Source organism: Nonomuraea sp. NPDC049607, assembly GCF_040675375.1.
Taxonomy (GTDB): Bacteria; Actinomycetota; Actinomycetes; order Streptosporangiales; family Streptosporangiaceae; genus Nonomuraea.
In genome coordinates, this window is sequence record NZ_JBFAOV010000006.1 from 304,460 (window position 1) to 321,643 (window position 17,184).

Below are 17,184 nucleotides of genomic sequence, written 5' to 3' on the forward strand. Positions count from 1 at the left end.
GTTGTCGTTCCGTTGGAGGAGAACCGGCATGTCCGTGATGACGTACGCGGCTCATCTGGCCGTCGCCGCCCTGGCCCTCGCGCCCGCCACCGCCGTGCAGGAGCAGCAAGGGCGGCCCGCGGTCACGCTCACCCTGCCCGCGCCCGCTGGTCCTCTCCCGGTGGGGACGGTGGCCGTGCGCCTGGTCGACCGGTCGCGTCCCGACCCGCTGGTGAGGTCGAAGCGGTATCGGGAGCTGATGGTCAGTTTGTGGTACCCGGCCGCGCGCAGCGCGCTGCCACCGGCCCCGCACATGGCGCCGCTGGCCGCCGCCGACTGGGATCGTCGTTCCGCGCCGCCCATGGGGATCGCCAAGGGGGCGGTCGACTGGGCCGCCACCGTCACCGCGGCGCGTTCCGGCGCGCCGGTGGAGCGCGGCGGAGGCAGGCTGCCCGTGGTGCTGTTCGGTTCGGGGGACGGCGGGCCGCGCACGCTGGGCACGGCGCTGGTGCAGGATCTGGCTTCGCGTGGCTATCTCGTCGTCACGGTGGATCACACCTTTGAGGCCGATCAGGTGGAGTTCCCCGGTGGGCGGGTGGTGCGGGCGTTGCCGTTGCCGGCCAGGCTGACGCCGCGGGTCATCGCCGGGTTGCTGGAGCGGCATGCGCGGGCGCGGCTGGCCGACATGCGGTTCGTGCTGGATCGGGTCGCCGCTCTGGGGCGGGGGGAGGCGATCGGGGGTGTGGCGTTGCCCGCCGGGTTGCGGGGTGCGCCGGATCTGTCGCGGGTGGGGGCGCTGGGGCAGTCGCTGGGCGGGTCGGTGGCGGCCCAGCTCGTCCACGACGACCGGCGGGTGGTGGCGGGGGTCAATCTGGACGGCGGTTATGTGGGGCCTGTGGCCGTCACCGGGGTGGCCAGGCCGTTCCTGCAGCTGGCGGCCGAGGCGCACACGCGGGAGAGCGAGCCGAGCTGGAGGTCGTTCTGGCGGGCCTCGACCGGGTGGAAGCGGGAGCTGCGGTTCAAGGGCGCCGCGCACGGTTCGTTCACCGACCTGCAGGCGCTGCTGCCGCAGGTCGCCGCGGCGCTGCCCAAGGGCGGGGTGGCGGTGGCCGATTTCGTCGGGACGATCGATGCGCGACGGTCGGTGGCGGCTCAGCGCGCCTATGTCGGGGCGTTCTTCGATCTGCACCTGCGGGGGAAGGCGACGCGCCTGTTCGAGGGGTCGGGTGGTGGTTTCCCGGAGGTGTCCCGCATCCCCTGACCCGACCCCCGCGGGGGCGATAACAATACCGGTATAAGTATCCCGGGGGTGTAGGCTGGGGGCATGGTGCGATCCCCGCTGACCCCCGAGGAGCGGCTGCGCGGCGAGCAGCTCGGCCACATGCTGCGTCAGGCCCGAGGCGAGCGCAGCATCGTCGAGATCGCCGCCGCCGCCGGCATGTCCGCCGAGACCCTCCGCAAGATCGAGACCGGGCGCATCGCCACGCCGGCGTTCTTCACCATCGCCTCGCTGGCCGACGTGCTGGGCATCTCCCTCGACCGTCTGGCCGTGCGCGCCACCCCCGCCCGCACCTGAAAGGTCAGCCGGCCGTCTGCAGTGAGCGGCGCACCTGGTCCAGCACCTCCTCGATCAGCCGCCAGGCCTCGCGCGCCGAGGCTGGGTGGAAGCTGTCGCGCTCGTCGGCGGCGAACCCGTGGCCGGCGCCCGGATACACCACCGTCTCCAGCCGCTCGCCGATCGCCTCCTGCTGGCGTGTGTCGATGATGGGGTCGTCGGCGCCGAGCAGCACCACCAGCCGTCCCGGCGCCCGCGCGGCCGGCTCCAGTGTCGGTTCCGGCCGGCTGAGCGGCAGGTCGGTGCCCGTCAGCCAGCCCGGGTAGAGCGCCACCGCCGCCGACAACCCCAGCTCGCCCGCCACCGAGCACACGACGTGTCCGAGCCCGGCCAGCCGGTCGGGCATCCGCCGGGCGTACCGGCTCACCCCGAAGATCTCACCGGCGACCAGCACGCCCACAGGCCGCCGCGTTCCCACGGGCAGGGCCGTGTAGGCCGTCATGCCTGCGATGTCCACCCATCCGGTGGTGATCTGTGCGTTCACGCCGCCGAGCCAACCAGCCCCGCCCGCCTCCCGGCCAATCACCGGACCGGTGGCCGCCATCACCGGCCCGATCACCGGCCCGTGCAAGGCCGGTGACTGCTCATCGGGAGGGTTTGTCACGCAGCAGCGGATGCGACCGCATGGCCACCTCCAGCTCCCCGGGCAGCTCGTCGCGGTAGCGCCCCAGCGTCGACAGGTCGCTGTGCCCCAGCACCCGCCGCACCGCGTCCATGTCGACGGCGTCGGCCAGCAGATGGGTGGCCGTGGTGTGCCGCAGCCCGTGCGGGGTCACCGAACGCCGCTGGTCGGGATCGACGTGCCGCTGCACCCGGTCGATCACCGCCTGCACGTCACCCCGCGCCAGCCGCCGCCCCCGCCACGACAGCAGCAGCGCCTTGTCACCGTCGGCGCCGGCCACCTGCCCCCGGCCACGCGCCAGATAGGCCTGCAACACCTCGGCCACGTCGTCGGGCAGCGGCACGTCACGCGTACGGCCGCCCTTGCCGAAGATCCGCCAGTAGCGCACCCCGTCGTTGGTGTAGAAGTCCTCCACGTTGGCGCGCACCAGCTCCGACACCCGCGGCCCCACCGTCGACAGCAGCAGCACGATCACCGCGTCACGCAGCTGCGTGCGCTGGTCGCGCCGCTTGCCGTCCTGCTCGGGCGCCTCCCGCAACTGCCGGGCCGCCCCGATCAGCCCCTGGGCCTGCTCCCGCGTCAGCGCCCGCCGCTCCGGACGCAGCCCGCCCCGCTGCTTGGCCGTCACCGTGGCCGCCGTCATCGGGTTGATCTGCACCCACCCGGCCAGCGTGGCGTGCTTGAACAACGCCGAGATCGACCGCCGGAACCGCGCCTGCGAGGACGGCGACTGCCCCGACCCCGGACCCGGCCCCGACCCTGGCCCGGGGGCCGCCGCCTGCCGCGCGTCGGGCTTGCGTGCGAACGCCAGCAAGATCGCATCGACGTCCTCGCCGGTCAGGTCGTCCAGCACCACCTCCGCGCCGGCCAGCGCCACCAGCGTGGCCACGTCACGCGCGTAGACCTCGGCCGTGGCCGGGGACAGCGCCCCCGTGGACGTCTTGGCCACCACCAGCTCCACGTAGCGGTCAGCCGCCTGTCCCACCGTCAACCTGTCGAGCTCCGCGGGCCGCACCGGCTCCCCTCCTCACATCTCGGCGACGCATGCAGATGATGTTGCCTGCAGAGGAGACGGTAGCGGCCGCCACCGACGAAAATCAGATGTCGCGGAAGGTCTCGATGCGGGCCCCCAGCGCGTTCAGCCGCTCGGCCAGGTCCTCGTAGCCGCGGTTGATCACGTACACGTTGCGCAGCACCGACGTGCCCTCGGCCGCCATCATCGCCAGCAGCACCACCACCGCCGGACGCAGCGCCGGCGGGCACATCATCTCCGCGCTGCGCCAGCGCGTGGGCCCCTCCACCAGCACCCGGTGCGGGTCCAGCAGCTTGACCGAGGCGCCCAGCCGGGTCAGCTCCGTCAGGTAGATGGCCCGGTTGTCATAGACCCAGTCGTGGATCAGCGTCGACCCCTGCGCCGCGGCCGCGATCGCGGCGAAGAACGGCACGTTGTCGATGTTCAGCCCCGGGAACGGCATCGGATGGATCTTGTCGATGGGGGAGGCCAGCTTGGAGGGCCGCACCGTCAGGTCCACCAGCCGGGTACGCCCGTTGGCCGCCCAGTACTCACCCGTCCGGTCGCAGTCGAGCCCCATCTCCTCCAGGACCGCCAGCTCGATCTCCAGGAACTCCACCGGCACCCGGCAGATCGTCAGCTCCGAACTGGTCACCACCGCCGCCGCCAGCAGGCTCATCGCCTCGACCGGGTCCTCCGAAGGGGAGTAGTCGACGTCCCGCTCGATGGAGGCCAGCCCGTGCACCGTCAGCGTCGTGGTGCCGATGCCCTCCACCCGCACGCCCAGCTGCTCCAGGAAGAAGCACAGGTCCTGCACCATGTAGTTGGAGGAGGCGTTGCGGATCACCGTCACCCCCGGATGACGGGCCGCGGCCAGCAGCGCGTTCTCCGTCACGGTGTCGCCGCGCTCGGTCAGCACGATCGGCCGCGCCGGAGCCGCCCCGCCGTCGACCTTGGCGTGGTAGAAACCGCCCGTCGCGGTGATGTCCAGCCCGAAGTGCTTCAGCGCCGACATGTGCGGCTGCACCGTACGCGTACCCAGGTCGCAGCCGCCCGCGTACGGGATCTGGAACTGGCCCGTACGGTGCATCAGCGGACCCAGGAACATGATCACGCTACGGGTACGGCGGGCCGCCTCGGTGTCCATCGCCTCCAGCTCCAGCCGGGCCGGCGGCACGATCTCCAGGTCGTTGCCCTCGTTGATCCACCGCGCCCGCACCCCGATCGAGGCCAGCACCTCCAGGATCCGGTAGACCTCCTCGATCCGCGCCACCTTACGCAAGATCGTCCGGCCGTTGTTCAGCAACGACGCGCACAGCAACGCCACGCACGCGTTCTTGGACGTCTTGACGTCGATGCTGCCCGACAGCCGCCGCCCGCCCACCACCCGCAGATGCATCGGACCGGCATACCCCAGGGACACGATCTCGCTGTCGAGCGCCTCCCCGATCCGGGCGATCATCTCAAGACTGATGTTCTGGTTGCCGCGCTCGATCCGGTTGACCGCGCTCTGACTCGTCGCCAGCGCGTCGGCCAGCTGAAGCTGCGTCCAACCGCGATGCTGACGCGCGTCCCGGATGAGCCTGCCGATCCGCACAAGATAATCATCTGCCACAACACGAGACCATATCTCACATATGAGATGCGAACGGGACCGAGGGGTCCGACGCGCCGGACAACTCCCGAACACCCGCCAGATGCGGGGGAGTGGCCGACGCCTTCACCTTCCCCACGAACGCCCGCCGCGCCGCCCGGAACCCGTGACGATCGTCGAACATGTCCCGGCTCATCTCCGCCAGCTCCTCGGCCCGATAGGCGTCCAGCGGCTTACGCCGGTCATCGGCCTCCCGCACCTGCCGCCGCGCCGCCAGCAACCCCTCATAGGAGGGGTCCTGGGCCAGCCGATGAGCGTAATCCAGCACCCGCCGCTCGAACTCCTGCCGCGACCCGCCCACCGCCCGGTCGGCCAGCCCCAGCTCCACCGCCTCCGACGCCCCCACCGGCAACGCCCGCCCGGTCAGCTCCAGCGCCCGCTCGGCCCCCACCCGCCGCGGCAGCACGTACGTCCAGAACTCACTGCCGAACAACCCCATCGTCCGGTAATGCGGATTGAGCACCACCGGCTCCCGCACGATCACCCGGTCGGCCCCCAGGCCCATCATCACCCCGCCCGCCCCCGCGTTCCCCGCGATCGACGTCACCACCAGCTGCGAGGTGCACGCCACGATCTCCCGGCACACCGCGTTGATCGCGTTGATGTTCATCCACGCCTCCAGCTCCGGATGACGCGCCGCCTCGATCACGTTCAGATGGATGCCGTTGGAGAACACCTCACCACCGCGCACCACCAGCACCCGCGTGTCCTGCGCCGCCGCGTACCGCAACGCCGCCGCCAGCCGCCGGCACTGATCGGTCGACATGGCGCCGTTGTAGAAGTCGAAACTCACCACCCCCACGTCCTCGCCCCGCTCATAGGCGATCTCCCGGTAACCGGCCCGCTCACCCACCCCCGTCAGCCGCTCACCCAGCACCATCGACGCCGGCAGCTTCACCCCGCCCTCCTCCAGGCGCAGATGACCCACCCACACCGTCCCGGAACCGGCGTGCACCAGCACCGCCCCCTCACGCCGCGCCGCCACCGCCCCCGGCGCACCCGCCAGATCGGGACCCCGGTGCACGTCGAACACCCGCACCGGCAGCTCGCACAACCGCGCCCGCCCGCCCGGCGAACCGTCGGCCGCCCGCACCACCCGCACGATCTCCTCGGCCGGCTGCTCCCAGGAGAACTCCCGGTCGGCATGCCGCATCGCACGCCGCAACCGTCCCGTCACCTCGGGGGAGCGGTAGTCCAGCGGCACCGGCGCGAACAACGGGTCGGCCGCCTTGACCGCCACCTCCGCCACCAGCTCCACCGCCGCGTCGGCCACCGGCCCGTTGTACAGCGCCGACTTGCGCGGCGGCTCCGGCGGCATCGGGAACGTCCGCCACCCCCAGATGGGGCCCGCGTCCATCTCCTCCACCGCCTGCAGCGCCGTCACCCCCCACTCGCGCTCGCCTTCGGCGATCGCCCAGTCCAGCGAGGAGGGCCCGCGGTCACCGGGCGGCCCCGGATGGATGATCACCGTACGGTGCCCGCGCCACAACGCCTGCGGCACCCGCTCCTTCAGGAACGGGCAGATGACCAGATCCGGCTTGGCCAGCTCGGCCGCCTCCACCATCGCCTGCTCCGAGACCGCCAGCTCGACGCTCACGTCATGGCCGGCCCGCCGCAGCTCCAGCCAGGCACGCTGGGTCAGGCCGTTGAACGAGGAACAAAGGAGCAGGATACGCAACGCGGAACTTCCTTCGCGGAGACGTCAAAGGGGCAGCGGGCAAAGGGGGAGCGGGGGTGTCAACCGATCGCGACCGGAGGAACACCACCAGTACCGCCGTCAACGGCAGTCCCATGAGGCCCAGACATCTCTAGATGTTGACACGAATCTTCCACCGATGCTGACAAATCACCACAGACACCTGCGCTGAGCAGCCATATTGCCCTGATATGCCCGGAAAATCCCGGCGGGGGAGACCACCTCAACCCCGACCAGGAACCCCAACCCGCCCACAATGGTCCCCATGGACACCCAGACAGCCGCCCAGCACTTCGCCGACACCTGGCAACACGGCTGGACCCACCACGACACCACCGCCATCATCGCCCTCTACAGCGACGACGCCACCCACACCAGCATGCCCTTCCGCCCACCCCACCACGGAAAACACGCCATCGCCGACTACATCCGGCAATCCTTCACCGGCGAAAGCGACCCCCACGTCACCTTCACCACCCCCATCGTCGACGGCGACCAGGCCGCCATCGAATACCGGGTCCACGCCCTCGACAACGGCCACCCCGTCACCCTCGCGGGCTGCGTCTTCGCCCGCTTCAACCCCGACGGGCTGGCCGTACAGACCCGCGACTACTGGCACACCACCCCCGGCCACCGATGAGACACGGCCGAGACGCGGTGGGGACACGGCGGAGACTCAGCCGAAACTCAGCGCCGCCCCATCGGCACCGGCGCCACCACACCCTGCACCACAGGCTGGGCCGGCATCGGACGCGCCACCTGCCGCGTCTGCTCCACCTGCTCCACCTGCTCGACCTGCGCCGCCTCGGCACGCCCCTCGGCGTGCCCGCCCGCGCAGTACCCGTTCGTCACGATCAACCGGCCCCGCAGCGGGGTGTACGCCTCCCTGCCCGAAGCGGGCAGAACCCCCTGACACACCGGACATAAAACCGATTCGGTCCCCACGTGCTGCTCCTCTCGCTGAGCGAATAGGCAGGAGCTCTACCCTAAATCCACCCACCATGACAAAGACAGCGAATCAACACAGCGTCAAACACCCCGTCAGCACCCAGGGGAGCACCGCCGGACCCACGAAACCCCAGATCACGCCGCACCCCAATCCGGCCGCCAAGATCACGACGGGGGCGGGAACGGCAGAAAAAACTTCACAGCTTCCCCACGAGCAACGCCCGCCGGCCCGAGGCCGCCCCCGGGCCGTGACCGGAAGGCGGAGGAGGCCCTCCATCCGATCTACTTGACATAATGTTCATTATCGAGCAACCAGCCACACGCCACGACCCGGCAAAAACACCCCGCATGAACGGTCACACGCCGGGCAGATTCCTGCCATGTCCAGCCTGACGACGTCCAGCCTGATCCTCACGGCGCCGACGGCCCTGGTGGCCTCGACGGCCGGCCTCGTCGCACTCACCGCCGTCATCGTCGCCGCCGTCATCTGGCTGATCATCTTGGCCGTCCGGCTCACCAAGAGCCCCCGAAATCGCCCCAACCCCAGTGTCGACCTGGTCGACCAGGCCCGCGAGTTGAAGGCGGTCGGCCAGATCCAGGAAGCCGTCTTCCTGGTGCGCGGCGAGACCGGCATGAGCCAGCGGGCCGCCTCCCGCTTCGTGAACCGCCTCTAGCTGGACAAACTGCTCATACCGTACAGAACGTGGATTCTGTTTGGTTTGGGTAAATCGTCCTTAAAAGCGCTGGTCGTCCCGTTCTGGAGATCCCGGTGATTACGCACGGCGGTCGGACGGCTGCTCTATGCTGTCGGGGTGCGGGTGTGTGAATGGGGGGCGTGAAACCCCTCCGGCCTCGGTGGGGCTGCCCTGGTCCTTGGGGGGTGGCGGCCTCGGTGGGGCTCACCGGCCGCACGGTCCACGGTCCACTCCCCTGTTTGCGAAGCCGGGCGTGTGAGAGCCCGGGAATGGCGGCTTTGTCGTGAATACCCCGGACCCCCTCGGGTGCGCGTCCCTCCCCCAACTCCTCTACGTCGACCACCAGTTGCGCATCACGTGCTGCCCGATGCCCGGGCCGTCGATCATCTCGCTGGTGGGCGAGGTGGACGCGACCAACCAGGCGGCGCTGGCCGAGGCGCTGGAGCGGGCGCGGCGGATCGACGAGTCGCTGGTGGTGGACGTGAGCGGGCTGGCTTTCCTGGGGGTGGAGGGGGCGCGGCTGCTGGTGCTGTCGTGCCGGGCGGGGCGTACGCAGGTGGTGGGGACGCCGCCGCATGTGTTGCGGTTGTTCCGGTCGATGGGGTGGACGGGCGGTCAGGGGGTGTAGGGGTGGGTGGCGGTGACGGCGGTGAGCGGGAGGGGGCCGTACAGGTGGGGGTAGCCGTTCTCGGTGCGGATGTCCAGGCCGGTGGGGTCGATGTCGAGGACGAGGAGCGGCTGGGTGACGGCGGTGTAGTAGGTGTCGTGGACGGTGCGCAGCTGGGTGTGGTCGCGGCTGAGGTGGATGAAGCCGATGTCGTCGAGGGTGTGGCCGAGGGTGGAGATGCGGTACTCCCCCGCTTGCTGGGCGTGTTCCCAGTCGGTTTGCAGGGCGAGGTGGTGGACGGTCATGGGGTCCATTCGGTTTCGAGCATGGCGTAGATGGTTTCGCTGGTCCATTCGCCTTTGACGATCTCATTGTCGACGAGGGTGGCTTCGTGGCGCATGCCGAGTTTTTCCAGGACGCGGGCGGAGGGTTTGTTGCGGGCGTCGAGGCGGCCGGTGATGCGGTGGAGGCCGAGGTGGGTGAAGCCGAGGTCGAGCATGTGGCGGGCGGCTTCGGGGGCGTAGCCGTGGCCGTGGTGGTCGGGGTGCAGGACGTAGCCGATCTCGCCTTGGCGGTGTTGTCTGCTGGTCCAGATGAGCAGGGTGTTGCCGATGAGCTGGCCGGTGGTGCGCAGGGTGATGGCGAGGTCGAGGGCGTCGCCTTCGTCGTGGAGGCTGTGGCGGGTGATCTTCTTGTCGAGGAAGGTGGCGGTGGTGTGGCGGTCGCGGGGTTCCCAGTAGAGGTAGCGGGCGACGTCGGGGCGGGATTCGTAGGCGTGGAGGGCGTCGAGGTCGTCGGGGGTGAAGGGGCGTAGGTGGAGGCGGGGGGTGGTGATGGGGTATTCGGGTGTGAGCACGGGGGGCAGTGTAGGGAGGGGGTGGGGGGTGTTCAACGCGTTTTCTGGGTGGCCTGGTTGCCTGCTTGTCAGTGGCTGCCGGCGAGGTTGAGGACGATGACGCCGCCGATGATGAGGAGGATGCCGCCGATTTTGAGGGGGGTGAGGGTTTCGCCCATGAGGGTGGCGCCGATGAGGGCGATGGCGGCGGTGCCGGCGCCGGACCAGACGGCGTAGGCGGTGCCCATGTCGAGTTGGAGTTTGAGTGCGCGGGCGAGCAGGACGAAGGAGGTGATGTAGCCGGTGGCGACGGCGATGGTCCAGCCGATGTGGGTGAGGCCGTTGCTGAGTTTGAGTGCGGTGGTGGCCAGGACTTCGGAGGCGATGGCGAAGGCGAGCAGGATCCAGGCCATGGGGTTCCTCGGGGGCGGGTAAGTGGGACGGGTGTGCCAGTTTAGTGGGGGGGTTCCGCTTGAAAAGGCAGTCGAATGCGTGTTCCACTGGTCGGGTGGGTTGGGATGCGCTGGCGCTTGTCGAGGCCGTCGACGACCGGCCGCTGATCGAGCGGCGTGCGGTGGTGCGTGACGGTTTCTATGAGACGCAGGCCCGTACGGTGATCGAGCGGGTGCCGGGGAGTGCGGGCATCGCCGAGCGGTGGGCGGTCTCGCCTTATCGGGGTTGTGCGCATGCGTGTCTGGGGTGCGGGGCGCGCGACGGTCATCGCAGGTGGGGGTTGGACGCGGGGGCTGATTTCGACACGCGGATCGTGGTCCGGGCGAACGTGGTGGAGCGGTTGCGGTCGGAGCTGGAGCGGTGGGCGGGTGAGCCGCTGGCGGTGGGGGTGGGTGGCGACTGTTATCAGGCCGCTGAGGAGAGGTACCGGTTGATGCCGGGGGTGGTGGGGGCGCTGGGGGCGGCGGGGGTGCCGTTCACGGTGTACACCAGGAGTGGGTTGGTGTTGCGGGACGCGGCCGTGCTGGCGGGGGCCGGTGCGCGGGTGGCGGTGTCGATCGCGTTCGTGGACGAGCGGATCAGGCGTGCGGTGGAGCCGGGGGCGGTGGGGGCGCAGGCTCGGTTGGAGTTGGTGTCGGCGCTGGTGGAGGCCGGGGTGGAGTGCCGGGTGCTGATGGGGCCGGTGTTGCCGTTGCTGAGTGATGCCGCTGACCAGTTGACGGCGACGGTGCGGCGGATCGCGGGTGCGGGGGCGGTGGCGGTGGAGCCGGTGGTGTTGCGGTTGCCGCCGGGGACGCGGCAGTGGTATTTGCGGTGGTTGGCCGGGGCGCATCCGCACCTGGTGGAGCGTTATGAGGAGCTCTACGATCGGGCGGGTCTCCCCTCCCCGGGCTATGAGCAGCGCATCACGGGGCAGATCGCGCAGTTGTGCCGGGTTTATGGGATGCGGTGCGGTGCGCCGGAGCCGGTGGGGCGGGGGCCGCGGGCGGCGCAGCTGGCGCTGGTGTGAGGCCCTGGCCCGGGGTGGGCTCGGGTTGGGCGGGGTTCAGGGGCGGTGGTGGAGGATCATGCCGGGCCACTCCCCCACGGTGAAGGGTGCCTCGCGGGTGAATCCGCAGCTTTCGTAATAGGAGACGAGGCGGCCGTCGTCGCCGGCGTAGCAGTCGACGCGGACGAGTCCGAGGCCGCGGTCGCGGGCTTCCTGGAAGGCCCATTGCAGCAGGTGCCGTCCGACGGCTCGGCCGGAGTGGCGCTGGTCGATGACGAGGACCTGGACGTAGAGCTCGGGTTCGGTGGCGGGGGTGACGTAGGGCAGGGCGTCGCCGACGACGATGCAGCCGGCCGGCTCGCCGTCGAGTTCGGCGATGCGCATGCCGCCGCCGGCGAGCCAGTCGGTGGCCTGCTGGGTGCGGCGGGGGTCGCCGGTGAAGGGGCGGGTGCCCCATTGGCCGGTGCGTCCCTGGCTGACGAGCCATTGCACGGCGCTGTCGAACATGGTCAGGAGGAGCGCGTCGTCGCCGGGGCGGCCTTGTCTGATCTTCACCGGTGTCACTGTAAGGGGTGCCGTCGGGGGTGGGTGCTGACGGGGTGGTCGCCGAGTCCTGACTGCGTATCGATGCCCTCAGGGTGCACTCCCCCGGCCTCGATCACCGGCGCCCCGGGTGTGCCTGTCGTCGCCCCCTCTCCCCTGTCTCGCGGTCGCCTTGAGATCGGCGGCTGGGGGGCGGCGGGTGGTCACGGTTCTCATAAGTGGTGATTCCTCTACCCTGGCACCGCAGGTGTATCGGTGGGAGGGGCGAGCGGTGGGCGAGAGTGCGTCTGGTGTCGTCGGTACCGAGCTTTCCGCCGTGCTGGAACGCATCACGTTCGCCAGTGAGGAGACGGGGTACACGATCGCGCGGGTGGCCACCGAGCGGTCGGGGGCGGAGCTGTTGACGGTGGTGGGGCCGCTGCTGGGGGCGCAGGTCGGGGAGTCGCTGAGGTTGCGGGGGCGCTGGACGTCTCATCCTCGGTACGGACGGCAGTTCGAGGTGTGGTCCTACACGACGGTGTTGCCGGCCACGGTGCAGGGTATCCGGCGTTATCTGGGGTCGGGGCTGATCAAGGGGATCGGGCCGAAGATGGCCGAGCGGATCGTCGATCATTTCGGTACCGGGACGCTGGAGGTGATCGAGCAGGAGCCGCAGCGGCTGGTGGAGGTGCCGGGGCTGGGTCCCAAGCGGACGAAGATGATCGCGGCCGCGTGGGAGGAGCAGAAGGTCATCAAGGAGGTGATGATCTTTTTGCAGGGGGTGGGGGTGTCCACCTCGATCGCGGTGCGGATCTTCAAGCAGTACGGTGAGTCGTCGATCTCGGTGGTGCGTGAGCAGCCGTACCGGCTGGCCGATGAGGTGTGGGGTATCGGGTTCAAGACGGCCGACACCATTGCTCAGGCCGTGGGCATCCCGCACGACAGTCCTGAGCGGGTCAAGGCGGGGCTGCGGTACACGTTGTCGCAGGCGGCCGATGACGGCCACTGTTACCTGCCCTCGCCCAATCTGGTCGCCGACGCGGTGAAGATCCTGGAGGTGCCGGCGGAGCTGGCCGCGCGGTGCATGGAGGAGCTGGCGGCCGAGGAGGGGGTGGTGCGTGAGCAGGTGCCGGCCGGGGACAACAGTGTGCCGGCGGTGTATCTGCCGCCCTTCCATCGGGCCGAGGTGTCGCTGGCCGGGGGGTTGTTGTCGTTGCTGCACAGTGGTCATGACCGGTTGCGGGCCTTCGCCGAGGTCGACTGGGAGCGGGCCGAGCGGTGGCTGGCCGCCCAGACGGGTGCGGAGCTGGCGCCGGAGCAGCGTCAGGCGGTGCGGCTGGCGCTGACGTGCAAGGTGGCGGTGCTGACCGGCGGGCCGGGTTGCGGCAAGAGTTTCACCGTGCGGTCGATCGTGACGCTGGCCAGGGCCAGGCGGGCCAGGGTGATCCTGGCGGCGCCGACGGGCCGGGCGGCCAAGAGGTTGTCGGAGCTGACCGGGCACGAGGCCACCACTGTTCACCGGTTGTTGCAGTTGCGGCCGGGTGGGGAGGCCACGTTCGACCGTGACAATCCGCTGGATGCGGACCTGGTGGTGGTGGACGAGGCGTCGATGCTGGATCTGCTGCTGGCCAACAAGCTGCTCAAGGCCGTGGCGCCGGGCACGCATCTGTTGCTGGTGGGTGATGTGGACCAGCTTCCGTCGGTGGGGGCCGGGGAGGTGCTGAAGGATCTGCTGGCGGCCGCGGACGTGCCCCGGGTGCGGTTGACGCAGATTTTCCGTCAGGCGCAGGAGTCGGGGGTGGTCACCAACGCTCACCGGGTGAACACCGGGCATCATCCGGTGCTGGCCGGTATGTCGGACTTCTTTCTGTTTCCGTGTGAGGAGCCGGAGGAGATCGCGGCGATGACGGTGGATGTCGTGGCGCGGCGGATCCCGGCCAGGTTCGGGCTGGACGCCCGGCGTGAGGTGCAGGTGCTGGCGCCGATGCATCGTGGTGCGGCGGGGGCGGGCGCGCTCAACATGGCGTTGCAGGAGGCGTTGACGCCGGCGCGGGAGGGCATGCCCGAGCGGCGTTACGGGGGGCGGGTCTTCCGGGTGGGTGACAAGGTCACCCAGTTGCGCAACAACTATGACAAGGGTGCGGCGGGGGTGTTCAACGGGACGGTGGGGATCGTCACCGGCATCCGTCCCGACGACCACAGTCTCACCGTGCGTACGGACGAGGACGAAGAGGTCGACTACGCCTTTGACGAGCTGGACGAGCTGGCTCACGCCTATGCCGTCTCCATCCACCGCAGTCAGGGCAGTGAGTATCCGGCGGTGGTGATTCCGCTGGCCACCAGCGCGTGGATGATGTTGCAGCGCAACCTGCTGTACACCGCGATCACCCGGGCCAAGAGGCTGGTGGTGATCGTGGGGTCGCGGCGGGCGCTGGCCCAGGCCGTACGGACCAAGGGGGCCGGGCGGCGGCACACGAGCCTGACCCATCGGCTGGAGCGGCCCTGACGCCGTGTTGATCGGCGCGTTGACCCCGGTTGACCTGGGGTTGACAGCAATTAGTGATGCAAATGTGACCGAACTCTCCTAAATGATTCTGCGTCATACATGCAGGAGCATTAAAGTCTTTGGGGTGGGTTTGCCGCCCTGGGGGAGAGGACAGTCTTGAACGTTGCGCCCGCATGGACGAAGTCTGCCGCCGGCCTCGCGCTGCTGGCGGTGGCGGCCTTGACGGCCTGCTCGAGCGGCAACGCCGCCTCGCGCGGGCCGGAGGCGCCCGATGCCACCACGGTGGCCACCCCGCAGGCGCCCACCGTCACCATCAGCCCCGCCGAAGGCAGTGCCAAGGTCAGCCCCGACAAGAAGGTCGTGGTCACCTCCGCCGGCGGCGCGCTGGAGCAGGTGACCGTCGAGGGCGGCGGCCACACGGTCGAGGGCAGGTTCAACGCCGACAAGACCAAGTGGGTCTCGCGGACGCCGTTGAAGCCCTCCACCAACTACAACGTCTCGGCCAAGGCCGGCGCGACCGACGCCACCAGCACCTTCACCACGGTCAAGCCCGCGCGGGAGCTGCAGGTCGCCGACGTCACCCCCAACGCCAAGGGCGAGACCCTCGGCGTCGGCGCGCCGATCATCGTCACCTTCAACCAGCCCGTCACGGGCAAGGCGGCCATCGAGCGCGCCCTTGAGGTGGAGGCGGAGAAGCCCGTCACCGGCGCCTGGCGGTGGATCAACGACACCACCGTCATCTACCGCACCGCCAAGTACTGGCCCGCCCACCAGAAGGTCACCCTCAACGCCCGCATCACCGGCGTCAAGGCCGGCGAGGGCCTGTACGGCGTGAAGGACTACACCGCCAACCTGAAGATCGGCGCCAAGGTCATCAGCAAGGTCGACACCAAGACCCACATGATGTACGTCTACAAGGACGGCAAGCGCGTGCAGACCATGCGCATCAGCGCCGGCATGGCCACCACGCGCGAGTACACCACGACCTCCGGCGTCCACCTGACCATGGAACGCGGCAACCCGGTGCGCATGATCTCCCCCGGCCGCAAGAAGGGCGACCCCGGCTACTACGACGTGATGATCGACCACGCCGTGCGTATCTCCAACTCCGGCGAGTACGTCCACGCCAAGGACAACGTCTGGGCCCAGGGCACGCGCAACGTCAGCCACGGCTGCATCAACTCCCGCCCCGACCAGGCCAAGTGGTTCTACGACAACTTCCAGCGCGGCGACGTCGTCGACATCTCCGGCACCGACCGCAAGCTGGAGTGGAACAACGGCTGGGGCTTTTGGCAGATGCCCTTCTCGCAGTGGAAGAAGGGCAGCGCCCTGAACGCCAAGGCCTGACCGCTCCCCCGTTCCCGCCGGCTCCCCCTCGCTCCCCCGGCTCCGGGACGTCTTCCAGCCGCTCATCGCCGCCGAACCATTCGCGGCGCTGAGCGGCTGTTGTTTTGCGGTCCGCCGAACCGTGCAGGGCCGGCCTTTGCCGTCGCCATCAGCGAAAACGCCTCGACGTGCACGGAGGGTTGCCATACGATGACTGGCCGTAGGCATTCGTCAGGAACCCCGAAGGAGAACACGTTGAAGAAGATCCTTCTCGTCCCCGCGATCACGGCCGGTCTCGTCCTGGCCTCGGCCGGCGCCGCGTACGCCTCCCAATACGTCGCCTACGAAGGCCGCGGCTTCACCGGCCGCTCGGTCGTCCTGGACGCCTGCGGCGTGTCCAACATCCCCTACCACGGCTCCTACAAGTGGTACGGCGACGGCCAGAGCGGCCGCATGTACAACCAGCCCAACGCCACCGGCGTGATGCACTTCGAGCTGGCCTCCAACCGCAACGCCGAGCAGCGCACCCCCGTCGGCTGGAAGAGCATCTTCATCGTGTGCTGACCAGCCCCCCGCGAGGCCGGCCGTCCCCTCAGGCACCCCGGGGGCGGCCGGCCTCGGGGCGCGCGCGTACCGGCCTGCGGCGCAAGGCAGACTGGCGGTAGGACCATCGGCACGCGCAAGGGGGCGAGATGGGCAGGAGCGCCGCCGCCACGGCCTTGCTGATGCTCCTGCTGGGCGTGCTGCCGTCCGGCTGCGCGACCCCCTCCCGGCCGGGCACCGGCCGGCCGCCGTTCCCGGCCTCCACCTCGCTGCCGGGCCGGGCATCCGCGCCGGCCCAGGCACAAGGCCGAGCGCGGGAGCGGTTGAGGGCCACGGTGAGCCGTGGGTGCGCCGCCTCTGCGCACCGGCTCACCTCCGGCTCCCACCAGCTCACCTTCGCCGGCCTGACCCGCCGCTACCTGCTGGCCGTCCCCGACTCCCCCGGCCCCCACCCCGTGCTGCTCAACCTGCACGGCCTGGGCTCCGACGCCGCCGAACAGGCCGCCTACAGCCGCCTGCCCCGGATCGGCCCCGAACGCGGCTACATCGTCATCACCCCCCGATCGGCCCCCGGACGGCTGGCCTGGACCCTGCCGCACACCGCCGGCCCCGACGACGCCGCCTACCTGGCCGCCCTGCTCGACGAGGTCGAAGGCCGCCAGTGCGTCCACCCCGGCCGTGAGTTCGCCGCCGGCCTGTCCTACGGCGCGGGCCTGGCCGCCTCCCTGGTCTGCGCCCTGGACGGCCGCCTGAGCGGGGTGGCCGCCGTGGCCGGCATCCCCATCGCCCAGCCCTGCCGCACCCCCGCCCCCACCACGATGGTCGCCTTCCACGGCACCGCCGACCGCCTGGTCCCCTATGGCGGCGGCCACCCCGAGACCGGCGGCGAGCTCAGGAACCTGGCCGCGCTCGTCGTGCTGCCCCCCGTGGAGCAGACCATGGACGCCTGGGCCGCCGCCCAGCACTGCTCGCCCCCCGCCACCACCAGCCCTCAGCCCCGCGTCCGGCTGCGCGTGTGGGCGTCCTGCCCTCGGGGGGCCACGCTGCGCCTGTACACGGTCGAGGGCGGCGGCCACACCTGGCCCGGCCCCATCGAGGTGCCCCGGCTCGGCCACACCGCCCGCGACCTGGACGCCAGCCGGCTCATCCTCGACACCTTCGACCGCGCCCCCGCCCACTGACC

At 70.3% G+C, this 17,184-nt stretch carries 19 protein-coding genes; 10 read left to right on the forward strand and 9 right to left on the reverse strand.

Annotation, left to right across the window (positions count from 1 at the left end):
- Positions 1–28: 28 nt before the first annotated feature.
- A complete protein-coding gene (locus AB0J97_RS15300) occupies positions 29–1,240 on the forward strand; it encodes a lipase (protein ID WP_364088576.1) in 1,212 nt (403 codons plus the stop codon).
- Positions 1,241–1,303: 63 nt separating this feature from the next.
- Positions 1,304–1,555 carry a helix-turn-helix transcriptional regulator gene (locus AB0J97_RS15305; RefSeq protein WP_357699799.1) on the forward strand — a complete coding sequence of 84 codons (252 nt, stop codon included), beginning with the start codon at positions 1,304–1,306 and terminating at the stop codon, positions 1,553–1,555.
- 4 nt (positions 1,556–1,559) lie between these two features.
- Here the strand turns inward: AB0J97_RS15305 and AB0J97_RS15310 are convergent, their stop codons facing one another.
- The 4 genes from AB0J97_RS15310 to AB0J97_RS15325 form a co-directional block, all read right to left on the reverse strand.
- Positions 1,560–2,078, reverse strand: coding sequence for a dienelactone hydrolase family protein (locus tag AB0J97_RS15310; RefSeq protein ID WP_364088578.1), 519 nt, complete (start codon positions 2,076–2,078; stop codon positions 1,560–1,562).
- 100 nt (positions 2,079–2,178) lie between these two features.
- On the reverse strand, positions 2,179–3,231 hold the full coding sequence (locus tag AB0J97_RS15315; protein WP_364088580.1) for a tyrosine-type recombinase/integrase: 1,053 nt from the start codon (positions 3,229–3,231) through the stop codon (positions 2,179–2,181).
- An 82-nt stretch (positions 3,232–3,313) separates the two neighbouring features.
- Entirely contained in the window at positions 3,314–4,825 is a 1,512-nt protein-coding gene (locus AB0J97_RS15320; RefSeq protein WP_357699793.1) for a UDP-N-acetylglucosamine 1-carboxyvinyltransferase, read from the reverse strand.
- 34 nt (positions 4,826–4,859) lie between these two features.
- Positions 4,860–6,560, reverse strand: a complete 1,701-nt coding sequence (locus tag AB0J97_RS15325; RefSeq protein ID WP_364088583.1) for an enoyl-CoA hydratase-related protein — start codon at positions 6,558–6,560, stop codon at positions 4,860–4,862.
- A 283-nt stretch (positions 6,561–6,843) separates the two neighbouring features.
- Between AB0J97_RS15325 and AB0J97_RS15330 the strand changes: the two genes are divergently transcribed.
- Positions 6,844–7,218: a nuclear transport factor 2 family protein gene (locus AB0J97_RS15330; RefSeq protein WP_364088585.1), complete on the forward strand. Its 375-nt coding sequence runs from the start codon at positions 6,844–6,846 to the stop codon at positions 7,216–7,218.
- A 47-nt stretch (positions 7,219–7,265) separates the two neighbouring features.
- Here AB0J97_RS15330 and AB0J97_RS15335 read toward each other — a convergent pair whose 3' ends face one another.
- Positions 7,266–7,496 (reverse strand): hypothetical protein, encoded by a 231-nt coding sequence (locus AB0J97_RS15335; RefSeq protein ID WP_364088587.1) that lies wholly within the window; start codon positions 7,494–7,496, stop codon positions 7,266–7,268.
- Positions 7,497–7,906: 410 nt separating this feature from the next.
- Here AB0J97_RS15335 and AB0J97_RS15340 point away from each other — a divergent pair, with 410 nt between their 5' ends.
- Together AB0J97_RS15340 and AB0J97_RS15345 are read left to right on the forward strand one after the other, a co-directional pair.
- On the forward strand, positions 7,907–8,200 hold the full coding sequence (locus AB0J97_RS15340) for a hypothetical protein (RefSeq protein WP_364088589.1): 294 nt from the start codon (positions 7,907–7,909) through the stop codon (positions 8,198–8,200).
- 304 nt (positions 8,201–8,504) lie between these two features.
- Complete coding sequence (locus AB0J97_RS15345; protein ID WP_357699783.1) at positions 8,505–8,849, forward strand: STAS domain-containing protein; 345 nt, start codon at positions 8,505–8,507, stop codon at positions 8,847–8,849.
- On the opposite strand, the gene AB0J97_RS15350 is transcribed toward AB0J97_RS15345, so the two are convergent.
- From AB0J97_RS15350 to AB0J97_RS15360, 3 genes are all read right to left on the reverse strand, one after another.
- A complete protein-coding gene (locus AB0J97_RS15350; protein WP_357699781.1) occupies positions 8,837–9,133 on the reverse strand; it encodes a DUF952 domain-containing protein in 297 nt (98 codons plus the stop codon). The two genes, AB0J97_RS15345 and AB0J97_RS15350, sit on opposite strands and share 13 nt — an antisense overlap.
- Complete coding sequence (locus AB0J97_RS15355) at positions 9,130–9,684, reverse strand: GNAT family N-acetyltransferase (RefSeq protein ID WP_364088592.1); 555 nt, start codon at positions 9,682–9,684, stop codon at positions 9,130–9,132. Before AB0J97_RS15355 ends, AB0J97_RS15350 begins: the two co-directional genes overlap by 4 nt.
- 68 nt (positions 9,685–9,752) lie before the next feature.
- The gene (locus AB0J97_RS15360) at positions 9,753–10,076 is read right to left on the reverse strand and encodes a multidrug efflux SMR transporter (RefSeq protein ID WP_357699777.1); all 324 of its coding nucleotides are present in this window, start codon (positions 10,074–10,076) and stop codon (positions 9,753–9,755) included.
- 95 nt (positions 10,077–10,171) lie between these two features.
- Between AB0J97_RS15360 and AB0J97_RS15365 the strand changes: the two genes are divergently transcribed.
- Positions 10,172–11,125, forward strand: a complete 954-nt coding sequence (locus AB0J97_RS15365; RefSeq protein WP_364088594.1) for a radical SAM protein — start codon at positions 10,172–10,174, stop codon at positions 11,123–11,125.
- Positions 11,126–11,161: 36 nt separating this feature from the next.
- Here AB0J97_RS15365 and AB0J97_RS15370 read toward each other — a convergent pair whose 3' ends face one another.
- On the reverse strand, positions 11,162–11,659 hold the full coding sequence (locus AB0J97_RS15370) for a GNAT family N-acetyltransferase (RefSeq protein ID WP_357699773.1): 498 nt from the start codon (positions 11,657–11,659) through the stop codon (positions 11,162–11,164).
- Between the two features lie 304 nt (positions 11,660–11,963).
- Here AB0J97_RS15370 and AB0J97_RS15375 point away from each other — a divergent pair, with 304 nt between their 5' ends.
- The 4 genes from AB0J97_RS15375 to AB0J97_RS15390 all read left to right on the forward strand — a co-directional run bounded on the left by AB0J97_RS15375 (position 11,964) and on the right by AB0J97_RS15390 (position 17,182).
- The gene (locus AB0J97_RS15375) at positions 11,964–14,132 is read left to right on the forward strand and encodes an ATP-dependent RecD-like DNA helicase (protein ID WP_364088597.1); all 2,169 of its coding nucleotides are present in this window, start codon (positions 11,964–11,966) and stop codon (positions 14,130–14,132) included.
- 156 nt (positions 14,133–14,288) lie between these two features.
- On the forward strand, positions 14,289–15,479 hold the full coding sequence (locus AB0J97_RS15380; RefSeq protein ID WP_364088599.1) for an Ig-like domain-containing protein: 1,191 nt from the start codon (positions 14,289–14,291) through the stop codon (positions 15,477–15,479).
- A 234-nt stretch (positions 15,480–15,713) separates the two neighbouring features.
- Positions 15,714–16,022 carry a MiAMP1 family antimicrobial peptide gene (locus tag AB0J97_RS15385; protein WP_357699767.1) on the forward strand — a complete coding sequence of 103 codons (309 nt, stop codon included), beginning with the start codon at positions 15,714–15,716 and terminating at the stop codon, positions 16,020–16,022.
- A 128-nt stretch (positions 16,023–16,150) separates the two neighbouring features.
- Positions 16,151–17,182, forward strand: coding sequence for a PHB depolymerase family esterase (locus AB0J97_RS15390; protein WP_364088601.1), 1,032 nt, complete (start codon positions 16,151–16,153; stop codon positions 17,180–17,182).
- Positions 17,183–17,184: the final 2 nt, after the last annotated feature.